Origin of the sequence: Candidatus Neomicrothrix sp. (assembly GCF_035329545.1) — a bacterium.
GTDB classification, from domain to species: Bacteria; Actinomycetota; Acidimicrobiia; order Acidimicrobiales; family Microtrichaceae; genus Microthrix; species Microthrix subdominans.
This window is the reverse complement of the sequence record NZ_DAOLGP010000054.1, coordinates 1-17,334: the sequence shown is the minus strand read 5'-3', so window position 1 is coordinate 17,334 and position 17,334 is coordinate 1. Positions and strand designations below refer to the sequence as shown.

The following is a 17,334-nucleotide window of genomic DNA, read 5'->3' as shown; positions in this document are numbered from 1 at the left end:
CCGAGACCGCTGGTGCCAATGACCCCGAACACCAACATCAATCCGCGCACGCTCTAAGCCCAAAAGCAAACCAGCCAGCACCAACCCCTCCACGATCGTCGGCCCCCAGCGGGCCCACCTCGATTCCTTCGGCAGTTCAACAACTAAGTCAGGGCGCGGTCGGACTGCGGTTGCGGCTAGCCACCCGAATGCCGCCATCAGGGTCGACACGAAGCGAGATGTGCTGCGGCGCCGAATCGGCAGGTCACCTTTGGTGCTGAGGGGCATGACCGAACATCGTTTCACAGCGCTACCATCTGGGGTCACCCGTCGGTCTGGGGGGTTCCATGCGTTGTTGGGAGGGTCAAACCGTTGGGCCACACCGGCGATTGAGCGGGATCCCGTTTTGTGCCGGTCAGGTTCGCCCCGTCCAAGATCGCCTTGTCCAAGATCGCCTTGTCCAAGATCGCCCCGGTCAGGTCCGTGTCGCTTCGGTGAGCGAACACTCGGTGCACATTCGCTCTGGTCAAGTTCGCTCTAGCCAGGGTTGCCTCGGCCAGGTTGGCCTCGGCCAGGTTGGCCTCGGCCAGGTTGGCCTTGGAGAGGTTGGCGTCGTGCAGGTCCGTAGCGGCGAGGTTCGTCTCCAGCAGGCGTGCCCTCCGCAGGTCTGCCCCGGCCAGGTTTGCTTCGGAAAGGTTCGTCAGGTGCAGGTTCGCCCGAGGGAATTTCGCCCTGCTCAGCCTTGCCGCCGAGAGGTTCACCCCGATCAGGTCTGCATCGGCAAGGTTCGCCCCGCGCAGGTCCCGCCGCCGGTCCACGCCAGCCCCCAGGAAACAAAAGAGGGACCCCCGAGAGGGTCCCTCGGCTCCTCAACAGAGGAACCATCAAAAGAACGAACGAGCCCTTTGCCCGCAACAACGGGGGTAACAGTTGAAGCGATCACCTTCAACGGGGCTCCAAGTTCAGGCCAGGTCCGCGGGCAACCCTGGCCGTTGCACCCGGAAGCTGTTAGAGCGGCTCGATGATGACCTCGGCGTTGTGCGCAGCGAGCCGCCCGAGATCGTCAGCGTCGCTCGTCAGAATTACGGCTCCACCGGCATCGATCGCTGTCGCTACGACGACAGCATCGATGGTGGAACTCAAGTTCGCAGCGCCCAGCAGACCTCCAGCAAGTCGAGCGGTCGCCTCGTCTGCCGCTGAAACATGGCCGACCGCCTTGACGATGCGATTGACCCGGGCATCTCTCGCTGTGCCCCGTACCGTCTCGGCAACAACAACCGATGGCAACGAAACCACCGCACCCGCTTCATGCGCAGCAGCAAGTGCGGCACGGGCGCGCTCCTCGTTTCTCGAGAGGCCTATGACAGCACCGCTGTCGAGGATCAGGCGGAGCGGCGGTACTTGGGTTCGGCGGGTCCTTGCCATAGCTCTCGTGCCTCCTCCAGTAGCTCAGGCGGGATCGGGCCCGACTCGGTCTCCATCTCGGCCAGAAGCTCGCCGAGCCGGTCGTGCTGTAGCTGGCGTTGTAGCGCTTCGTTCACGTACGCCGAGAGTTCCCGGCGGCCCGCTCGCTCCCTCGCCTCGGCAAGGACGTCTTCCTCGATACTGAGTGACACTTTAGACACGGCCATGCCCTTATCCTACCTAGAGTAGGAATCTGCCCGCAACGAGTTTCTCGTAGCGGCCTATTGGGGTAGCGCCGACCCGTCCTGAGGTGCAACACCATTGGGCGGGTGAGTGTTACACTGCGTCCCGTGCCGACAACCAAACAGCGCATCACGATCACGGCCACTGGTGAACTCGAACGCATCCTTGTGTCCAAGGGCGACTACATCCCGATCTGAGCCCCTCGGCGCTGGTTGCGATGCTGATTGAGCGGGGCCATGCGGCCAGTAGTGAGGCGCTCGGCAGGGAAGCGCTCGTGCGAGGGCTTGCCGGGTCCCAGGCCTACCCCGCCGGCTATTTGAAGGAGTTGCGCGACGAATGGCCGGACTGATCGTCGCCGATGCCAGCGCGCTGATCGCCTACCTGAACCCGGGAGACGCCCATCACGCCGATGCCGTGCAGGGATTGATCGATGTCGACCAGTTTGTGGTGCATCCGGTCACGCTTGCCGAGGTGCTGGTGCACCCGGCGCGCAGCGGCTCGGAGTCGACCTGGTGGGCCCCGCGTTTTCCGGACGGGCGTAGAACTCGTAATCCTCGTCGGGGTTCATTTTCTTGGTGGTTATCGACTGGTGGATGCTGCGTCCATAAGCCGGGTTGAGGCCCGACTGGCGACCTTTTGGTCGGAGGCGCTTGATGGGGCCGAGCTATAGCCGGCCTTCGTCTTGAGCCCAAGCAGTCTGCGGAGTTCCTTTCCGAGTCCTGCGTCGGCTTTGTCGAGCAGCGTCGCCGCAGCGGCGTGGTCTTGGCCGCTGGCGTGAACACCGAGCCGGGCGCAGCAGATTACGTCTGCCGCGGCTATGCCAGCATGCACGCACAGGGTGATGTACGCATCGCCAAGGTTGCTGTCGTTCGGAGGCCAGTTCGCTGATGAGCGACGCTGCGTCGCTGAATTGGCGGGCCTTGGCCATTCGGCCCGAGCGGTCCCTCGCTGAGCATTTTCTCGTCGGTGCGGCCATCAGAGGCTCACCCCGCCTGCCGGTAGTCCGGCCTTGGCTTCACGCTGGCGAGGTATCCAGGGGTGCCAGACAAGACGAAGCCGTCGCGAGCGATTTCAGCGAGAATCCGCTCGGTCGCGATCGTGTCTGCGACTTCTGACGCTGACATCTCAAGGACGCGTGCGTCGTTGCCGGTCCACGAAGTGCTTGCAGTCGCTAAGGCGTCGAGCTGCTCATGCCACTGCACGTCATCTTCGACGACGACCGAATCGGGTCGCACGACGAACACATCGATGTCGCTTCCCTCGGTCATCCTCCCGGTAGCGGCAGAACCGAAGAGCGCGGCAAAGTCACAGGGCGTCGACCAGGTGTCGATCAGGTCACGCATTCGCTTCAGAACTTCGCGGCTGGCGTCAGCCAGGCCGATGATGTGTGGGGCGCACACGTGCTGCCGGTTGAGCCGGTAGGTGTATGCGCGGCCAACTTGCTCGCTGTGAAGGACGCCCTGACCGGTCAATCGCATGAGAGCGTTTCGGACGCCGGCAACAGAGTGGAACCCAATGAGGTCGTGCACCTCAGGCGGAGTAAACGAAGCGTCGGCTCGTGCAAGCGCCGCGAGGACGTCCCCATCGATCGTCGGGGTCACCGCCAGGAACGGTCGACTCAAGATCATGCTCATGATATTACACCTATGTCAAGTATTATCCACACACTTTTGAAGGATTCGGTGCGGCGGCGCTGGTCGCCGACAATTCCGACTTGAGCGTCACGATCCCCGGCGTCGCGCTCAACCACGTGATCGAGCTGCTCGCACACATCGCCAACGGCAACGCCGTCACCATTGCGGCGGTGCACGCAGAACTCACCACCCAGCAAGCTGCAGACATGCTCGGCGTGTCCCGGCCCTACCTGATCGGGCTCCTCGAGGAGAACCAGATTTCGTATCGGCGGGTGGGAAACAGGCGCCGTATCCGCCTCACTGACCTCCTCGCCTACATGCGGGAGGACGACCTCCGCCGTGCGGAGACCGTCGCTGAGCTCACCGCCGAGGCCCAACGCCTCAACCTCGACTACTGAAGGATCGTCGTGGCCTTCGGAGCTACTTATGACGCCTGCGTCCTCTATCCGGCATGCCTGAGGGACTTCCGGGTTCGGTTCGGAGGACGACGCCGCATCACGTCGGCCGACGTGCGGCCACACCTACCCACCTCGTCAGGCCCTGCGCCATCGAACGACAAACGCGCGACGAAAGGCTAGGTTGCGATTGCGGGGAGGTACTCCCCGAGCGGTGGCCGTCACCGACGCCACCGCGACCACCCAGGCAACAGACGGAGACGAACATGCCACGAAGCGCTGGAGATCGATACGAGTGTGAGAAGTGTGGAGCTGCGCTGGTTTATGAGAAGCCGTGCACGTGCCCTCCGGAGATGGAGCATTCCGAGATCTGCTGCGGCGAGCAGATGAAGCGTTCGGAGCAGTAGCACTCGCTGTGACGGCCCCGCCGGGCCGAGCCTTACCGGTTCATCTCAGTCGGCCAGGCGGGCCCGTCCTTACCTCAGACCGGGTCTGGCTTCAGCCACCGTCCCGAGCCCGATGAAATGCGACCGCGTTACGGTGCGGGCGCGTTCGTGGTTTGCGCTGACCTGGGGACGTCGAGGGACGTGACCGCATCGAACACCTTGAGGTGGGACGGATCGACGTGCACGTCGACCATGGCGCCGGGGGAGAGGTGCAGGTCACGGAGAGATTCCAGTGATGCCATCGCGGCGATGGGCACCGGCCCGCCGACGCGGATGTGGACATCATTGCCGGCCGCCTCAAGGCCTGCGATCCGGGCGGTCCACGATCCGACCCCATTTGGCCCGTCCGGGAGGGCCACCGATACGTGCCGTGGAGCGATGACCAGGTCGACGGGACCGTCCGAGCCCGCCCGTGGGGCTGCGACCTCCGCCCGGTCGCCGAGTTCGATCACCGCTCCTCGCCTGTAGCCACGCAACAGGTTCGTGCCGACGAGGGCCGCGGCGTACTGAGTGAGCGGCCGACGTTCCAGTGCTGCCGGTTCGGCCACCTGGGCCACCCGACCTTCGTCGAACACGACGACCCGGTCGGCCAGTACCAGGACGTCGACGACGTCGTGGGCGACCAGCACGGTCATGCCTCCGAACTCCGCGAGGTGACGGTGCAGCTCGCAGCGGACCTCGAGGCGGGTCTCGGAGTCGAGCGCGCTCAGCGGTTCGTCGAGGAGCAGGAGGCGCGGGTCTCGGGCCAGCGCTCGCGCCAGCGCCACCCGCTGGGCCTGTCCGCCGGACAACGAGCGGGGTCGCTCATCGGCGAGGTCCTCGACCCCGAAGCGCTCGAGCCAGTCACTTGCGACAGCATCGGCCGTCTCCCTCGAGCCACCGGCGCGTCGTGGTCCATACGCCACGTTGTCCCGGACGCTCAGGTGTGGCAGCAGGAGAAGATCCTGGAACACGACACCCACGCCACGATGCTCCGAAGCTACCCATCGACCGGTCGACGGCTGGTCGAGAACCGTGCCGTCCAACGTCAACGAGCCCGATGACAGCCGAAGCAGACCAGCCAGCAGGTTCAGCGCCGTCGACTTGCCTGATCCGTTGGGTCCGACCAGTGCGATCGTCTCGCCGGGCGCACAGGAAAAGGCGGCGTCAAGGACAAAGCGCCCCAGGTCGAGTGTGCCGTCGAACTCAAGGCTCACGACAGCGGCCGCCATCGGTTCCGCAGCAGAGCCAGCACGATCAGGGTGGGAAACAGCATCAGCATGCTCAACAGCACAGCCTGGTCGAGGTCCGACTCGAGGGCCAGGAAGGTGGCGAGGGGAAGCGTCTGGGTGCGTCCGGGCAGGTTGCCGGCGAAGGTGACCGTCGCACCGAACTCACCCAAGGACCGTGCCCACGCCAGCGCCCCGCCCGCCGCCAGCGACGGTGCCACCAGGGGGAGCGTGACTGTTCGGGCCACGGAGGCCGGGCCGGCCCCCAACGTCGCCGCGGCCAACCCCAGCCGACGATCCACCGACCGGAAGCCGCTCTCCATCGTGATGACCACGAAAGGCAGGGCCACGAACGCCACCGCGACTATCACCCCGGCGGTGCTGAAAGGCAGCGTGACGCCGAACCAGTCGTCCAGCCAGCGCCCCGCCACCCCACGACGCCCCAGGATCGACAACAGTCCGACCCCGCTCACGAGGGGCGGCAACAGCAACGGCACGAGCACGACCGCACGGAGCAGTGCACGACCCGGGAACCGGGCGTAGGCCAGGATCCACCCCAACGGCACACCCAGCGCAAGCGACACTGCGGTCGAAGCGGTCGCGCAGAGTGCAGACAACCGGATGGCGTCGCCGACCCCCGGGCGAGTCAGTCGCTCGGCTGCGCCGCTCCACGGCGCGCGCAGCACCAGTCCGATCACCGGGAGTGCAAGGAAGAGGGCAGCAAGGACACCGATGGCAACGAAGACCCGAGGCGCCCGGTCGCCCGCTTCGGTGCGGGTGGACATGTTGATCAGGCCACGAGGAAGCCGGCAGCGTCTGCCAGCTCCTTGCCTTTGGTGGAGACGAGAAAGTCGACAAAGGCCCGCGCTGCGGCGTCGTTTTCGCTGGCCGTCAGTGCTGCGGCGGAGATCTCCGACGACACGTTGGACGAGTCGGGGATCACGATCTTGTCGACCTTGCCCCCACCGGCCTTGATGTCGGTGGCGAACACCAGGCCGACGTCGATCTCGCCGGTCGCTGCCTTGGTGACGACCCCCGGTGAACCGCCAGGCTCAAGCGTGTCCGCGCTCAGCGTGATGGAGCTCGCCGCGGCGAGCTCCTCGGCCAGCTTGCCGCACGGCAGCTCCATGGCACACAGGCCGACCCGCAGCGATGCGTTCCCCAAAGCGTCGATGCCTCGCACCCCACCGGGATTGCCCGCCGGCACGACCAACGCCATCGGGTTCCTCGCGATCACCTCGGGGTTCCCGTCCACCATGCCCTTGCTCGACGCCTGTCCCATGGTTCTGGCGTCAGGAGTGACCAGCACGTCGGCCGCCACCCCACCCTCGAGCTGGGCGAGCAACGATGGCACATGGCCCAGGTTCAACTCGACGCTGACACCGGGGTGATCGGATTCGAACTCCGTCTTCGCAGCCTCCAGCAACCCCTTCAGCGGTCCGGGGGCCATCACCGTCACCGTGCCAGACAAGGCTTCGGCCGAGGCGTCCGTCTGCCCCGTCGCAGGGGTCGACGACGCGCTGACCTTGCTGTCCTCCTCACCGCCGCATGCCACCCCCAGCAGCACCAACGCCGTCAAGCTGACGGCGGCGACCAGACCTCGGCTCCGTGTAGCTCGGATACCCATCATTGCTCCTGGTCCCGGCCTGCCCGGCCGATCCGTGGTACTTGTTGACCCGTGTGTGACGGGCTTCCTTCGACAGCGCGGCTCTCCGGGTCTTCAGCACGATCGGCGCTCGGAACTCGGTGGCTGGCGAGAACCGTATCAGCGGGCCCAGCGGCCTTCTTGGTGCAGGATGGACGCCTGTGGCCCTCCTAGGTGATCTGACCGTCCGGCCCGTCGCTGTCGACGCCACCGCCGCGACCCGATCTGGGGTTCGGTGAAATGACGACCCCTGCGGGCGACATCGCGACCCCGTCGGCCGGTCACCTCTTCAGGGTGTTTCTACGCCTGGGGGTGGGCGCGTTCGGCGGCCCCGCCATGGTGGCCTTCATCCGCCACAACGTCGTCGAACAACGACGATGGCTGACCGACCGCGACTTCCGTGAGGGCGTCGCTGTCTGCCAGACGCTGCCGGGAGCGACCTCGATGCAACTGTCGGCCTGGGTCGGTCTTCAGATGGCTGGCGTGACCGGTGCAGCGGCGGCGTTGATCGGGTTCGGCCTGCCAGCGGTCGGGTTGATGCTGGCGCTTTCAACCAGCTACCAGCAGTTGGCCGGAACCGCCATCGTCACCGCCGTGTTCGGCGGGCTGCAGGCGATCACGGTAGCGATCGTGGCCAGCGCGACCGTGTCGTTCGGACGCAGCTCACTTCGGAACTGGCGGCACTTCGTCATCGCCGCCGGTGCCGCCGGCGCGTTGGCGCTCAAGGTCCACCCGATTCTCGTCGTCGCTGCCTCGGGCGTGACTGCGGTCGCCCTCGGGCCTCGCCAGGAGACCGCCGACCTTCAGTCATCTTCGACCCCTCGCTCGACCACCCGGCCGCTGCTCGGCATCTGCGCCGCGGTGCTCGTTGGTTTCGCAATCCTCGCCGCCACCTCACCGGAGCTGTTCGAGCTCGGCACCCTCATGACCCGTATTGACCTGTTCGCGTTCGGCGGCGGCTTCACGTCGTTGCCGCTGATGTTCCACGAGGTCATCTCGCGCGGTTGGATGAGCACCACCACGTTCCTCGATGGTGTCGCACTGGGCCAGGTCACACCCGGGCCGGTGATCCTGACCGCGACCTTCGTCGGGCTAGCGGTCGCCGGATACCCGGGAGCAGCGGTTGCGACCATCGCCATCTTCCTTCCGTCGTTCCTGATCCTCGTCGGCGTCGCCCCCCACGTCAGTCGGCTGCGGGCCTGGCGTCGCTTCGACGCCTTGGTCGCAGGGCTCTCGGCTTCATTCGTCGGCCTGCTGGCCACGACCACCGTCCGGTTCGCCACCGAGGTGCCCTGGGATCCCTCACGCCTGGTGACCACCGGGGTCGCCTTCGGCGTGCTGGTCGCCGGTATCGACATCGTCTGGGTCGTCCTCGTCGGAGCGGCGGTCTCGGCGGGATTCATCGCACCATGAGACGGCCCCTGTGCCGCTTGGCTCCCCGGACTGGCGTAGAACTCGTACTCCTCGTCTGGGTTCATCTTTTTGGTGGTCATCGGTCCTCCCGGCACTTGTTGGCCAAACCGGCCGTTGCTTCGTGACAGCCGAGCGGTCGGCAGTGGTGCGGAATGCGGACGCAACCCTCACTATTTGCGCTCGGCTGCGGCTAGATCGGCTCGATTGTGACCTCGGGGTTGTGCTCAGAGAGCTGGCCGAGATCGTCAGCGTCGCCGGTCAGAATCACAGCTCCACCGGCATCGATCGCTGTCGCTACGACGACAGCATCGAATGTGGAGCTCGAGTCCGCAGCGCCCAGCAGACCTCCAGCAAGTCGAGCGGTCGCCTCGTCTGCTGGGGCAACACGGCCGACCGCCTTGATGGGATCGGGCCTGACTGGGTCTCCATCTCGGCCAGAAGCTCGCCGAGCCGGTCGTGCTGCAGCGGGCGGAGTAGTGCTTCGTTCACGTACGCCGAGAGTTCCCGGTGGCCGGCTCGCGTTCTCGCCTCGGCAAGGACGTCTTCCTCGATGCCAGGCCCGGCTTCATCCCGATCTGAGCCCCTCAGCGTTGGTGGCGATGCTGATCGAGCGGGGCCACGCTGCCAGTAGCGAAGCGCTCGGGCGAGGGCTTGCCGGATCGCAGACCTACCCCGCCGGCTGTCTGGAAGAGTTGCGCGACGAATGGCCGGACTGATCGTCGCCGACACCTGGGCGCTGATCGTCTATCTGTGCCCGGGAAGTGCGACATCAAGTCGGCATCACCACACCTGGCACCGGCGTGCTGACCTTTGACGCTCAACTGAACTCGGTCGCCAATGCGCAGGGGGGGGAGATGACGTAGTCGATCCGTCAGGGGCTGCCGCCGGCCAGCTCGTTCCCTGCAAAACTCACGCTGAGTGTTGGGATGACATGGTTTCAGCACGTGCTCGACGGCGCGGTGGATTGACTCGGCACTGCCCTGGCTACGCTGTGACAACGCTTCTCGCGCCTATCGGAGCCCCATGACGACGCAAGTGACAGGTGGTCCTGAACGGCTCTCCAATGCCGCTCGCCCGGAGCGCATGGAGAGGCGGAACCCGGGGCACAGAAGCTCGGTGGGTCTGCGTTGAACTGCCGGTTGGACATGCTCCAGTTCGATATAGCGGCTGCCGCCGGCTGGTACTCGGCGATCGCCGGACTACTTGCCGGCTTCGCACTGCTGGCGATTCTGCTGCCCCTCGATCACGAGGCTGTGCAAGAAGAAGATCGCAGCATCGCCGACTCGATCGTCGTCTTCACGTGTGCGTTCTTCGCGCTGCTGGTCTTGTCGTTCAACTACGCGGGGTTGTCGGGCCGGCCCAGCGACGGGGCGGCGGCCGGCATAGCGGCCCATGAGCAGTTCTTGTTCGGAGCGGTATTCGGTCTGGCGTCGTTGCTGCTGCTGTTCGGTCTTCGTGCCGTGATCAAGTCATACGGGGCCAACGCTGTGGTCTTCGCTTCTGCCCGTGACTCGATGCAGGTCGTGACCGCCCTGCTCGGTCCGATTCTCGCGCTGTCGTTGCAGTTCTCGAACGCGCTCGACCTTGAGCGAGTCCGGCTGGAACAGAGTGCGGGCAGCACAGCGAGCTGCGGACCCGGAGGTATCCCGTCAGGTGTGTGGATCAACTTGACGATCTCGGTCATCTCGATCCTGGCCGTGCTGATCCTTGCGGTGTTTCGGCGCCGTCTCCATCAAAATGTGGGAGCACCGGCCATCGTTGCGAAGGGGGTCTTGGTCGTCGGCGTGGCGGTGACGGTCTGGACTTCATTCGCAGTGCCGCTGCTTCCGGGGAGCTACGTCGCTGGGGCAGTGTTCGAACACGTTGCGTTGCTGGTCTTCGGAGTCGCAACCGTGGTGGTGTCGGCAGCAGCGTGGTCAGCGCGGTGAACGCCATCGTATGGAACGTCGCTCCCGATCATCTCCGCAATCCGGCGAGAGGTGGTTTCAGGCTCAGGCCATGGCGGCCTTGACCGTGCCGGCGTCGATCGCCGCCACGAGCTCGGCGTGGTCGGCCTGGGTCTGCGCCGCGTAGGCGACAGCGAAATCGGTCACCCCATCCCCGTGCGCCTTGCCACGCCCGAGGTACGACGCAATTGCGAGCGGGTCGCCGCTGCGGGCGTGGGCCCGGGCCAGACAGCCTCCACAGGCGAACGCGAAGTTTCTGAGGTGCGGTCCGATCCGCTGCTGTCGGGGATCACCTTCATGTCGCAGAACTGGCGAACGTAGAACTGGGCGTCGTCGACCGCGGTCCAGCCCAGCAACATGTCGGGTGCCGATTGGAGGAGGCGTTTCCCAGCCACCACGCGACGACATCGGTCAAGCGGAACCGGCGGAGCAGGTGACGCACATGCTCGGACTGCGTCGCCAGGTAGGACTCGACGACGTGTTCGAACAGGTTTCGCTGGTACCGGTCGTCGAGGTGGGTGCGGAAGGGCGGGTCGTCCACGATGTGGGCCCGACCCTCGACTTCGGTGGTGAGCCGTTCGTAGGCTCCCGCGCTTGTTCGCGCCGCGGACTTACGTTCAATCCAGTTCGACATGCGACGCTGCTCCGCCGGTTCGAGTCCCGACAGCAACTCGGCGGATGACGTCTGGCCGTACCAAATGTCGAGCTCGGACATGCCGGCGTAGTCGTTCATGGCCAGCTGGTAGCCGCGGGCAGCGGCGCGCGCTGCGGCCGCGCCGACGTCGTCGCCGAGATCGTTGTCCTCGGCCTTGACCACCACGCTGGTGGCCAGCCGCAGGAGATCCCACTCGAAGGGACCCCGCGCCGTCTCGTCGAAGTCGCGGACGTCGAACGCGAGTGTGCGCTCCGGCGTTGCCCAGAGCCCGAAGTTCAAGACGTGGGCGTCACCGCACAGCTGCACGTCCAGCCCGGAGTCGGGACGGGCCATGAGGTCGGTCGCCATGACCGATGCCGCACCTCGCAGGTAGGTCCACGGCGACGCGGCCATACGCCCGTATCGGATCGGCAGCAGGCGGGTGACGCGGTCAACGTCTTGGTCGCGCAGCACTTCGAGTGCGCTCCGCTCGCGTCCGCTCGGGTCCCACTGACCGACGGTCCGTCGAGGCAGCACCTTGCGGGCTGCCCGGCCGGCTTCCCGTGCGGCGGCGCGGGCCGTGACGCGGTCGTCGTTGGTGGCCCGGGGGTCGATGGTACCCACGGGAACATCTCGGTGACGAGCACCGGCGGGCCGTTGGCGTGTCGGCGGAGCAACGACGCCGCTGTCCCTGCGACGCCGAACGCATCGAACACCGGGAGCAGCCGGGCCATCGTCGCCCGACCGGTGCACGCCAACTTCGCCAGCCCGACCCCAGCCCGAGCAAGGCGACGAGGCCCAGCGAGACCCACTCCGGCTGCAACAGCATGGCGAGCCCGACGGCGGGTGCGACGTGTCCGGTCAGCGTGATGACCGGGCCGAAGTGCGACGTCAGGTTCGTGATCTCATGCACCTGGCCCGTCGCTGCTTTGAGCTGACTTGCTGCTCGGGATCGAGAGTGCCTGCTATTGCATCGCTGCCGCTGAGATGTCCGGATTGCGCCGCATGAACTCGACGAGCGTCGGCATGTAGGACTCAACCGGGGGACAGGCCACCCCGGTGTCGTCGAGGTCGGCCTGGTTGGCAGTGAGGTAGTAGGTGGGGTGGTTGAGGTAGGCGATGGTGCTGGAAGGAATGCGCAGCAGGCTGTGCACCCCGGGCACGTGGTCGATCGCGAACCGGGCCAGACTGGCCGGCAGCGGAACCGGGATCATTCGGCACCCGACGGCGTCGGCCATAGTGGCGTAGAGCTCGGCCACGGTGAGAGGTCGGGGATCGGCCAAATTGTAGACACGCCCAGACGAGCGATCCGTAGCCGACAAGGTGGCGATGGCTTCGATGACAAAGTCGCTCGGCACGATGTTGAAACGGTGCAGGGTGGGGTCCCCGACGGTGGGCATCACTGCCCAACGACCCTGTCGCAAAAGCAATTGAAGCGCGTAGTAAGGACCGTCGTACTTCTGGGTCTGCCCGGTGGTGCTGTCACCGACCACCACAGAGGGGCGGTAAATCGTGGTGGGCATGCCCTGGTCTCGTCGGGTTTGCACCTCCACCTCGGCCAGGAACTTGGTTTCTTCGTAGTAGTTGTTGAACTGCTGCCCAACGTCGAGGTCGTCCTCGCCAAACGCGCCGGCATAGCGGCCGCTGACGTAGCACGTGCTGACGTAATGGAACCGCTGTAAGGAATCTGCTCGCTCGGCGAAGTCCAAGACGTTGCGGGTGCCCTCGACATTCACTCTCATGGCCACATCGCGAGGCACGCTGAGGTCGTAGACAGCAGCCAAGTGCCACACTTCGGTCACGCCGGCTGCCAGTGCCGTCGGGTCGTCGAGGCCGAGCCCCGGGACGGTGATGTCACCTGTGACCAGATCAATCCGACCGGCCAGGTCTGGGTTTGCCTCGACCAGTTCCTCCAGCTGCCGTGTGGCGAGATCTGCGAAGTTCGACTGGATGAGACACGTCACTGTTGAGTCCGATAAGCGGGAGAGCACTCTCGGCAGCAATTGCACGCCCAGGAAGCCGGGGAAGCCAGTGAACAGAAGAGTGGACATAGGGCCAAGGTAGCTGGTTCAGGTGATCTTCCGGATCCGATGGTTGGTGGTGTCGGCGACGTAGACGGTGCCGTCGGGGGCGACTGCCACCCCGGTCGGGGCTGAGAATTGGGCGGTGTTGCGGTGACGGTGTGGGCCTCATTCGCGGTGGCGCGCTGGGCCGTGTGCGGATGCGTACGCGGAGGGGCCGGCCTGCTTGATTCTCGACGATCGGTTTGTCGGCCCGAGAGACCAGACTGCCTTGTAAAGCTAATGGACAATGTTAGTATTTCAAGGTGATCTTGCGTGAGCGAGCCCGAGAGCGGTTGAGCGCTGCATTGGGACGGTCTCCGGTGGTGGTGCTCACGGGCCCGCGCCAGGCCGGCAAGACGACGCTTGCTCGCCAAGTGGTTACCTCTCCAGCTTCGAACTTCTTTGATCTGGAGGACCCACGGGACGACGCGCGACTTGGTGACCCGACGCTGACGTTGCCGGCGCTCGAGGGCACAATCGTCATCGATGAGGCGCAACGACGCGAAGATCTGTTTCCGATCCTGAGGGTGCTTGTTGATGCTGATCGCCGGAACGGTCGATTCCTGGTTCTTGGGTCGGCTTCCCCCGATCTCGTCGGTTTGACGTCGGAGAGCCTCGCCGGCAGGGTCAGCCTGTTGGAGCTCCCCGGTCTGCACGTCACTGATGTTGGTGCCGACCGGCTTGATGAGCTGTGGACCCGTGGTGGCCTGCCTCCGTCGTTCACAGCCGACGACGACGAGGCTTCGGCTATGTGGCGTGAGGACTACGTTCGGACGTTCCTCGAGCGAGACCTCGCCAACCTCGGCGTGCGGATCCCGGCTACGACCATGCGTCGGTTCTGGACCATGGTCGCCCACTACCACGGCCAGACCTGGAATGGTGCCGAGCTGGCCCGCAGCCTCGCTGTTTCAGAGCCCACCGTCCGCCGCTATCTGGACGCGTTGACCGACGCGCTCGTCATCCGGCAGCTCCAACCGTGGCATGCCAATGTCGGCAAGCGTCAAGTGCGGTCGCCGAAGGTTTATGTCCGCGACAGTGGGCTCTTGCATCGTCTGCTCGGCCTCGATGACCGGGACGCGGTGTTGAGCCACCCCAAGCTTGGCGCGAGTTGGGAAGGGTTCGTGATCGAGCAACTGCTCACCCGTGCAGCCATGAAAGATGCGTGGTTCTGGGGAACTCACGCCGGCGCCGAAATCGATCTCGTCTTTCAACATGGGAGTGAGTGGATCGGCGTGGAGATCAAGCGCTCCGATGCACCCCGAATGACAGCTTCCATTCGAAACGCCATCGATGACCTCAACCTCAGCCGGGTGATCGTCGTCCACGCTGGTAGCACGCGGTACCCAATCACCAGCCGGGTCGAGGCCGTCGGCGCGGCCGAGATACTCAGTGACGGCCTCAGTGCCTGATCGGCGGGTTGCCACGGCACTCCCAGCGCCCAAGTCACGAATGGTCGGACTGCTCGCCGCTGACCCGATCGAGATCAGTCGATCAGTTGGACCTCGCTCGGTCGCCAGGTCTGATCGAACCAGGCGTCGAGCGGTCCGTAGAGACGCAGGTACGTGAACCAGCTCTTGCCCGGCACGGTCGCGATCCAGTTCACCTTGTCACCATCCGGGGCCGTCGGTCCGAAGTGCAGATCGACGGAGCCGTCGGCATTGACGACGAGGCCGTCGCGCTTGTTGTTCGTGCTGGGCATCGGCTGGGAGGTCTGCAGCTCGGACCGGGTCTGTGGGTCGTACGCAACGACCGACCAGAAGTCCTTGGCCGGCACGTTGGCCGGAAGGGCCAGTCGGTATGTCTTGGCGCCGTCGAATGGGTGGCCGGCGCTGTCGGTCGAAACGCCTGCGTACTGAGACCCGACACCGATCATCTTCATCATCATCGCCGGGGTGTTCAACGTTGCTTGGTAGAAGAACAAGGTGCGGACGTCCAGGTTGCGGCCCCCCCCGTCGCCGCCGTCCTTGAGCCACTCGTAGCTGCCCCCGGGGATTGGGTACCACCAGCCGCTGTCCGGGTAGATGCAGCAGCTCTCGTCCCTCAGCCGGAGCGCGAGTGCCCGAGCGGTGGCGTTGCCGATGGCGACCGCGTCGCTGAGGATCTTCGTCATCCGCTCATCGGGGGCAAACGTCTTGCCCTTCTGGATGCCGATCGAGGCGAACAGGCCGCGAAGCTCGGGGTCGAGAAACGAGACCGGCTCCCGTTCGATGACGGTGTGGAACTCCTCGTAGAAGTCGAAGTTGTTCGCATGGATGGTGTTGAACTCGGCGCCGGAGCGGTTGATGAACTCCATCTTGGGCGGGTTCTTTGCCTGGTTGAGCGGGTAGATCTTGACGCCGTTGGTGAACATGTCGATCGCCGCATCGGGGGTGCCGTCGACGAGGAACCCGCGGAGGGCCACCAGGTTGACGTAGCTCGTCGACCGGGCGACGAAGTACGTCTCACCGTCGACGACCGCCTTGCCCCCGCCGACCGGCGGATGGAGGTCGCTCGGATCATCGGGCGGAAGAATGAGGTATTTGCCGCCGGCCCCGCGATCCGGTCCCGGGGCGCCCATGTCGGTGACGAACCGGAAGAACGCGTCATCGACGGTGCCGGGGCCGCACCCGGCGGGAATGTCCATCACGATGGGGCCCGTGTCGCTGAGGTCGAAGATGTTAACGGCGTAGACGGTGTCGGTGTTGCCGGTGAGGAACAGCGAGTTGGAGTCCATCATGGCGAAGATCACCACCTTGTTGCAGGCGTCGAGCCCGACTTCGGCGAAGCCTCGGCGGATGCCTTCGATCGACGTAGCGGGGATGCCGTTGAGGAAGGTCTCGACCCCACGCATCCGGTCGAGGTTGTCGAACACCGTGCTGAGCGTGTCGGCGCTCGGGATCCCGTCGAAGAACTCGAGCGTGCCAACCGACGTCTCGACGTTGTCGGGCGTGAGGATCTTGTCGGGGATGCGATGGTTGAAACCGGGTGTCGCCTGGTCGGACGGATTCATGGAGATGCTCCTGCGGGAAGTCGTGGTCGTGACGGCCGCTCGTAGCGCAACGGCCTCCTCTGGAGTGTGAGGGGCTGTCGTCGGCGTGAGGTGACCCCTTCGTGGTGGTCCAGCTGTTGTGCGACTCTGAAGCCCGGGATCGGGCAGAAGGAATCGACAACAACATGTCATCGAAGAAACGCCGGCGGCACACGCCGGATCAGATCATCCGCAAGCTGGCCGAGGGCAACAAGCTCCTCGCTGGGGGCACCGAACTTGATGCGGTGTGTCGCCATCTCGAGATCGCGGAGTCGACCTGGCACCGTTGGGTCGCCCAATACGGCGGCCTGAAAGCCAACGACGCCAAACGGCTCAAAGAACTCGAATCCGAGAACGGTCGGTTGAAGAAACTGGTCGCGAACCAGGCCCTCGACATCGACATGTTGCGGGAGGTTTCCAAGGGAAACTATTAACCCCGAACCGCAAGCGCAGCGCCGTTGAGATGCTGCGTGAACGTTTCGGGGTCTCAGAACGCCGTGCATGCGCGGTGGTTGGCCAACACCGCTCAACCCAACGCCTCGCTCCGCCGGCACCGACCGACGACGACGTCGAGCTGGCTACCTGGCTCCGGGCGTTCTCGACCGACCGTCCCCGCTGGGGATGGCGCCGGGCATACAAACAGCTCCGCCGTGAAGGCCACAAGGTCAACTCCAAACGGGTCCAGCGCATATGGCGGGCCGAGGGCCTCAAGGTGCCCTACAAGAAGTCGAAGAAGCGCCTCACCGGTGTCGGCACCGCCGTCGGGCGGATGTGCCCGATCGTCCCCGATGCGCTGTGGGCCATGGATTTCCAGTTCGACGTCACCACCGACGGCAGAATGTTGAAGTTGTTGAACGTGATCGACGAGTTCACCCGCGAAGCCCTCGCTATCGACGTCGACAGGTCGATCAACGCCGACCAAGTCGTCACCATCCTCGACCGGATCGCTGTCGAACGGGGCGGGCCGCCCGGGTTCGTGCGCTTCGACAATGGCCCAGAATTCATCGCTCACGCTGTTGCTGACTGGTGCCGCTTCAACAGCGTCGCCACATGTTTCATCGACCCAGGCTCGCCCTGGCAGAACGCCTGGATCGAGTCGTTCAACGGTCGGCTCCGCGACGAATTCCTCAACGGCTGGCAATTCGACAGCCTCCTCGAAGCCCAAGTCCTCCTCGAGGACTGGCGCATCGACTACAACACCAACAGACCACACACCGCTCTCGGGCTGCTCACCCCGATCGAATACGCCAACCAGTGGGCCACCACCAACCAACCCCAACTCGCATAACAACCGGACCACTCAACGGGGACCCCTCA

General features: G+C 65.2%; 18 protein-coding genes and 1 pseudogene. 6 read left to right on the top strand and 13 right to left on the bottom strand.

Annotated features, from left to right (window positions below; all coding sequences use genetic code 11):
* Positions 1-302 precede the first annotated feature (302 nt).
* From PKD89_RS18700 to PKD89_RS18690, 3 genes are all read right to left on the bottom strand, one after another.
* Complete coding sequence (locus PKD89_RS18700; protein ID WP_287379555.1) at positions 303-797, bottom strand: pentapeptide repeat-containing protein; 495 nt, start codon at positions 795-797, stop codon at positions 303-305.
* Between the two features lie 190 nt (positions 798-987).
* A complete protein-coding gene (locus tag PKD89_RS18695; protein ID WP_287379556.1) occupies positions 988-1,404 on the bottom strand; it encodes a PIN domain-containing protein in 417 nt (138 codons plus the stop codon).
* A complete protein-coding gene (locus PKD89_RS18690) occupies positions 1,362-1,610 on the bottom strand; it encodes a hypothetical protein (protein WP_287390858.1) in 249 nt (82 codons plus the stop codon). The genes PKD89_RS18695 and PKD89_RS18690 overlap by 43 nt, the downstream gene beginning before the upstream one ends.
* A gap of 352 nt (positions 1,611-1,962) precedes the next feature.
* Between PKD89_RS18690 and PKD89_RS18685 the strand changes: the two genes are divergently transcribed.
* Complete coding sequence (locus tag PKD89_RS18685; protein ID WP_287379558.1) at positions 1,963-2,244, top strand: type II toxin-antitoxin system VapC family toxin; 282 nt, start codon at positions 1,963-1,965, stop codon at positions 2,242-2,244.
* 365 nt (positions 2,245-2,609) lie between these two features.
* Here the strand turns inward: PKD89_RS18685 and PKD89_RS18680 are convergent, their stop codons facing one another.
* Positions 2,610-3,227 carry a nucleotidyltransferase family protein gene (locus tag PKD89_RS18680; RefSeq protein ID WP_289010421.1) on the bottom strand — a complete coding sequence of 206 codons (618 nt, stop codon included), beginning with the start codon at positions 3,225-3,227 and terminating at the stop codon, positions 2,610-2,612.
* A gap of 113 nt (positions 3,228-3,340) precedes the next feature.
* On the opposite strand from PKD89_RS18680, the gene PKD89_RS18675 reads away from it, so the two are divergent.
* Complete coding sequence (locus PKD89_RS18675) at positions 3,341-3,658, top strand: excisionase family DNA-binding protein (protein ID WP_287379560.1); 318 nt, start codon at positions 3,341-3,343, stop codon at positions 3,656-3,658.
* Positions 3,659-4,190: 532 nt separating this feature from the next.
* Here the strand turns inward: PKD89_RS18675 and PKD89_RS18670 are convergent.
* The 3 genes from PKD89_RS18670 to PKD89_RS18660 are packed head-to-tail and all read right to left on the bottom strand — an operon-like array spanning position 4,191 to position 6,936.
* Positions 4,191-5,312, bottom strand: a complete 1,122-nt coding sequence (locus tag PKD89_RS18670) for an ABC transporter ATP-binding protein (protein WP_324332782.1) — start codon at positions 5,310-5,312, stop codon at positions 4,191-4,193.
* A complete protein-coding gene (gene modB, locus PKD89_RS18665; protein WP_289010423.1) occupies positions 5,294-6,094 on the bottom strand; it encodes a molybdate ABC transporter permease subunit in 801 nt (266 codons plus the stop codon). Before modB ends, PKD89_RS18670 begins: the two co-directional genes overlap by 19 nt.
* A 5-nt stretch (positions 6,095-6,099) precedes the next feature.
* The gene (locus tag PKD89_RS18660) at positions 6,100-6,936 is read right to left on the bottom strand and encodes a substrate-binding domain-containing protein (protein ID WP_289010424.1); all 837 of its coding nucleotides are present in this window, start codon (positions 6,934-6,936) and stop codon (positions 6,100-6,102) included.
* Positions 6,937-7,194: 258 nt separating this feature from the next.
* Here PKD89_RS18660 and chrA point away from each other — a divergent pair, with 258 nt between their 5' ends.
* Both chrA and PKD89_RS18650 read left to right on the top strand, forming a co-directional pair.
* Positions 7,195-8,367, top strand: coding sequence for a chromate efflux transporter (gene chrA / locus PKD89_RS18655; protein WP_324332781.1), 1,173 nt, complete (start codon positions 7,195-7,197; stop codon positions 8,365-8,367).
* Positions 8,368-9,512: 1,145 nt separating this feature from the next.
* Positions 9,513-10,295 (top strand): hypothetical protein, encoded by a 783-nt coding sequence (locus PKD89_RS18650; protein ID WP_287390868.1) that lies wholly within the window; start codon positions 9,513-9,515, stop codon positions 10,293-10,295.
* Positions 10,296-10,358: 63 nt separating this feature from the next.
* Here PKD89_RS18650 and PKD89_RS19890 read toward each other — a convergent pair whose 3' ends face one another.
* The 5 genes and pseudogenes from PKD89_RS19890 to PKD89_RS19880 all read right to left on the bottom strand — a co-directional run.
* On the bottom strand, positions 10,359-10,541 hold the full coding sequence (locus PKD89_RS19890) for a DUF2252 family protein (RefSeq protein WP_349257388.1): 183 nt from the start codon (positions 10,539-10,541) through the stop codon (positions 10,359-10,361).
* Positions 10,457-10,672 (bottom strand): hypothetical protein, encoded by a 216-nt coding sequence (locus PKD89_RS19885; protein WP_349257387.1) that lies wholly within the window; start codon positions 10,670-10,672, stop codon positions 10,457-10,459. The genes PKD89_RS19890 and PKD89_RS19885 overlap by 85 nt, the downstream gene beginning before the upstream one ends.
* The gene (locus PKD89_RS18640) at positions 10,609-11,571 is read right to left on the bottom strand and encodes a DUF2252 family protein (RefSeq protein WP_287390872.1); all 963 of its coding nucleotides are present in this window, start codon (positions 11,569-11,571) and stop codon (positions 10,609-10,611) included. Before PKD89_RS18640 ends, PKD89_RS19885 begins: the two co-directional genes overlap by 64 nt.
* A 341-nt stretch (positions 11,572-11,912) precedes the next feature.
* On the bottom strand, positions 11,913-12,998 hold the full coding sequence (locus PKD89_RS18635; protein WP_287390874.1) for an SDR family oxidoreductase: 1,086 nt from the start codon (positions 12,996-12,998) through the stop codon (positions 11,913-11,915).
* Between the two features lie 18 nt (positions 12,999-13,016).
* Positions 13,017-13,094: pseudogene (locus PKD89_RS19880) on the bottom strand (hypothetical protein); the annotation flags it as partial.
* A gap of 236 nt (positions 13,095-13,330) precedes the next feature.
* Here PKD89_RS19880 and PKD89_RS18630 point away from each other — a divergent pair.
* The gene (locus PKD89_RS18630; RefSeq protein WP_287390875.1) at positions 13,331-14,419 is read left to right on the top strand and encodes an ATP-binding protein; all 1,089 of its coding nucleotides are present in this window, start codon (positions 13,331-13,333) and stop codon (positions 14,417-14,419) included.
* Positions 14,420-14,493: 74 nt separating this feature from the next.
* Here the strand turns inward: PKD89_RS18630 and PKD89_RS18625 are convergent, their stop codons facing one another.
* Positions 14,494-15,999, bottom strand: a complete 1,506-nt coding sequence (locus PKD89_RS18625; protein WP_289010164.1) for a DUF1254 domain-containing protein — start codon at positions 15,997-15,999, stop codon at positions 14,494-14,496.
* Between the two features lie 164 nt (positions 16,000-16,163).
* On the opposite strand from PKD89_RS18625, the gene PKD89_RS18620 reads away from it, so the two are divergent.
* Positions 16,164-17,305, top strand: a protein-coding gene (locus PKD89_RS18620) for an IS3 family transposase (RefSeq protein ID WP_287376637.1) whose coding sequence is annotated in 2 segments (ribosomal slippage) — positions 16,164-16,437 and positions 16,437-17,305 — 1,143 coding nt in all. Because the reading frame shifts where the segments join, the coding sequence is not laid out codon by codon here.
* Positions 17,306-17,334: the final 29 nt, after the last annotated feature.